We start from the raw sequence: 1,006 nt of genomic DNA on the forward strand, positions 1-1,006 counted from the left end.
TCGAGGCGGGCGACCAACCAGCGCAACCGTGCCAGCTCGTAGGCCTGATCGGTGATCGCCTCGAGGTAGCCGGCGGCGAACACGTCGAGCTCATCGCTCCGATTCTTCGTGCCGCTTCGCCCGAGCGAGGCGTCGTGCTCGACGGATCCGAATCCAGGTCGCCAGGTTATCGAACGCACTTTCGCCGCGACTGAACGCCGATATCCACCACCATGCGTAGGCGATCATCAACACGACGACCGCACCTAGGACGATGAGCTGCAACGGCGTCAGGTTGAACTCGGGCGTGGAGGTCGGCAGATCAAGAAAGTTCAGCACAGTGGTTATCCTCGCTGTTGCCTCTGACATGTCTGGCATCGGCCTGCGCTCGTGCCCGCATGATGTCGATGCCCCTAATGGTGTCCGCCGCCGCGATGCGGCAGGCGCGGGCGCTGAATGCTTGGTGGTAGGCGGCTTCCGCGTTGGCACGCGCGTCCTCGAGCTCGCGCCCGAGACGAGTGATCTCCATCCGCATCCGCTCCATCTCCCCGCTCTGGTCGGCGATCGCCTCGAGGTAGCCGGAGGCAAACAGATCGAGTTCGTGTGCGTTCAGCTGCCCATAGTTGGTGCTCACCATGGTCACCTCCGCTCCCCCGCGCTGTCTCACTGACAGCTGTCGCATTGCAGCAGGTCCATCGGGTCGACCGGCACCGCGTACTGCGCATCCGTCGCCCGGTAGTGCCGTTCCCCCGCCTGGTCGCCCCGTGCGTGTGCGGTCATCCACATGTCGGCGGTCGCCGGCTCCCCCATCGCATACAGCAGCCCGTAGAGTGCGTCGATCTCCTCGCAGCTCATCGCCGGTGCGATGTAATCCGCCATCTCCTGACGTGCCCATTGCCCGGTAAAGGTCAGGACCGCGTTGCTGTCGGTGATCAGAGTGCTCATGATGTTTCCCCCTTGTTGTATGTCCTGGTGAATGTGGGAAGTTCGACGCTGGCGTCGAGCTGGCTGCATTCACTGGACCCCT

2 protein-coding genes are annotated in these 1,006 nt (G+C 63.6%); both read right to left on the bottom strand.

Annotated elements, in window-relative coordinates:
- Positions 1–301: 301 nt before the first annotated feature.
- Complete coding sequence (locus HII28_RS19825; protein WP_170027690.1) at positions 302–616, bottom strand: hypothetical protein; 315 nt, start codon at positions 614–616, stop codon at positions 302–304.
- Positions 617–642: 26 nt separating this feature from the next.
- Positions 643–924, bottom strand: coding sequence for a hypothetical protein (locus HII28_RS19830; protein ID WP_170027686.1), 282 nt, complete (start codon positions 922–924; stop codon positions 643–645).
- Positions 925–1,006 lie beyond the last annotated feature (82 nt).

The sequence above is a fragment of the Planctomonas sp. JC2975 genome (assembly GCF_012985205.1).
In the GTDB taxonomy this organism is placed as follows: Bacteria; Actinomycetota; Actinomycetes; order Actinomycetales; family Microbacteriaceae; genus Humibacter.

Coding starts and splice junctions, on each gene's coding strand:
- HII28_RS19830 (WP_170027686.1), bottom strand. CDS start 924: ATGAGCACTCTGATCACCGACAGCAACGCGGTCCTGACCTTTACCGGG.
- HII28_RS19825 (WP_170027690.1), bottom strand. CDS start 616: ATGGTGAGCACCAACTATGGGCAGCTGAACGCACACGAACTCGATCTG.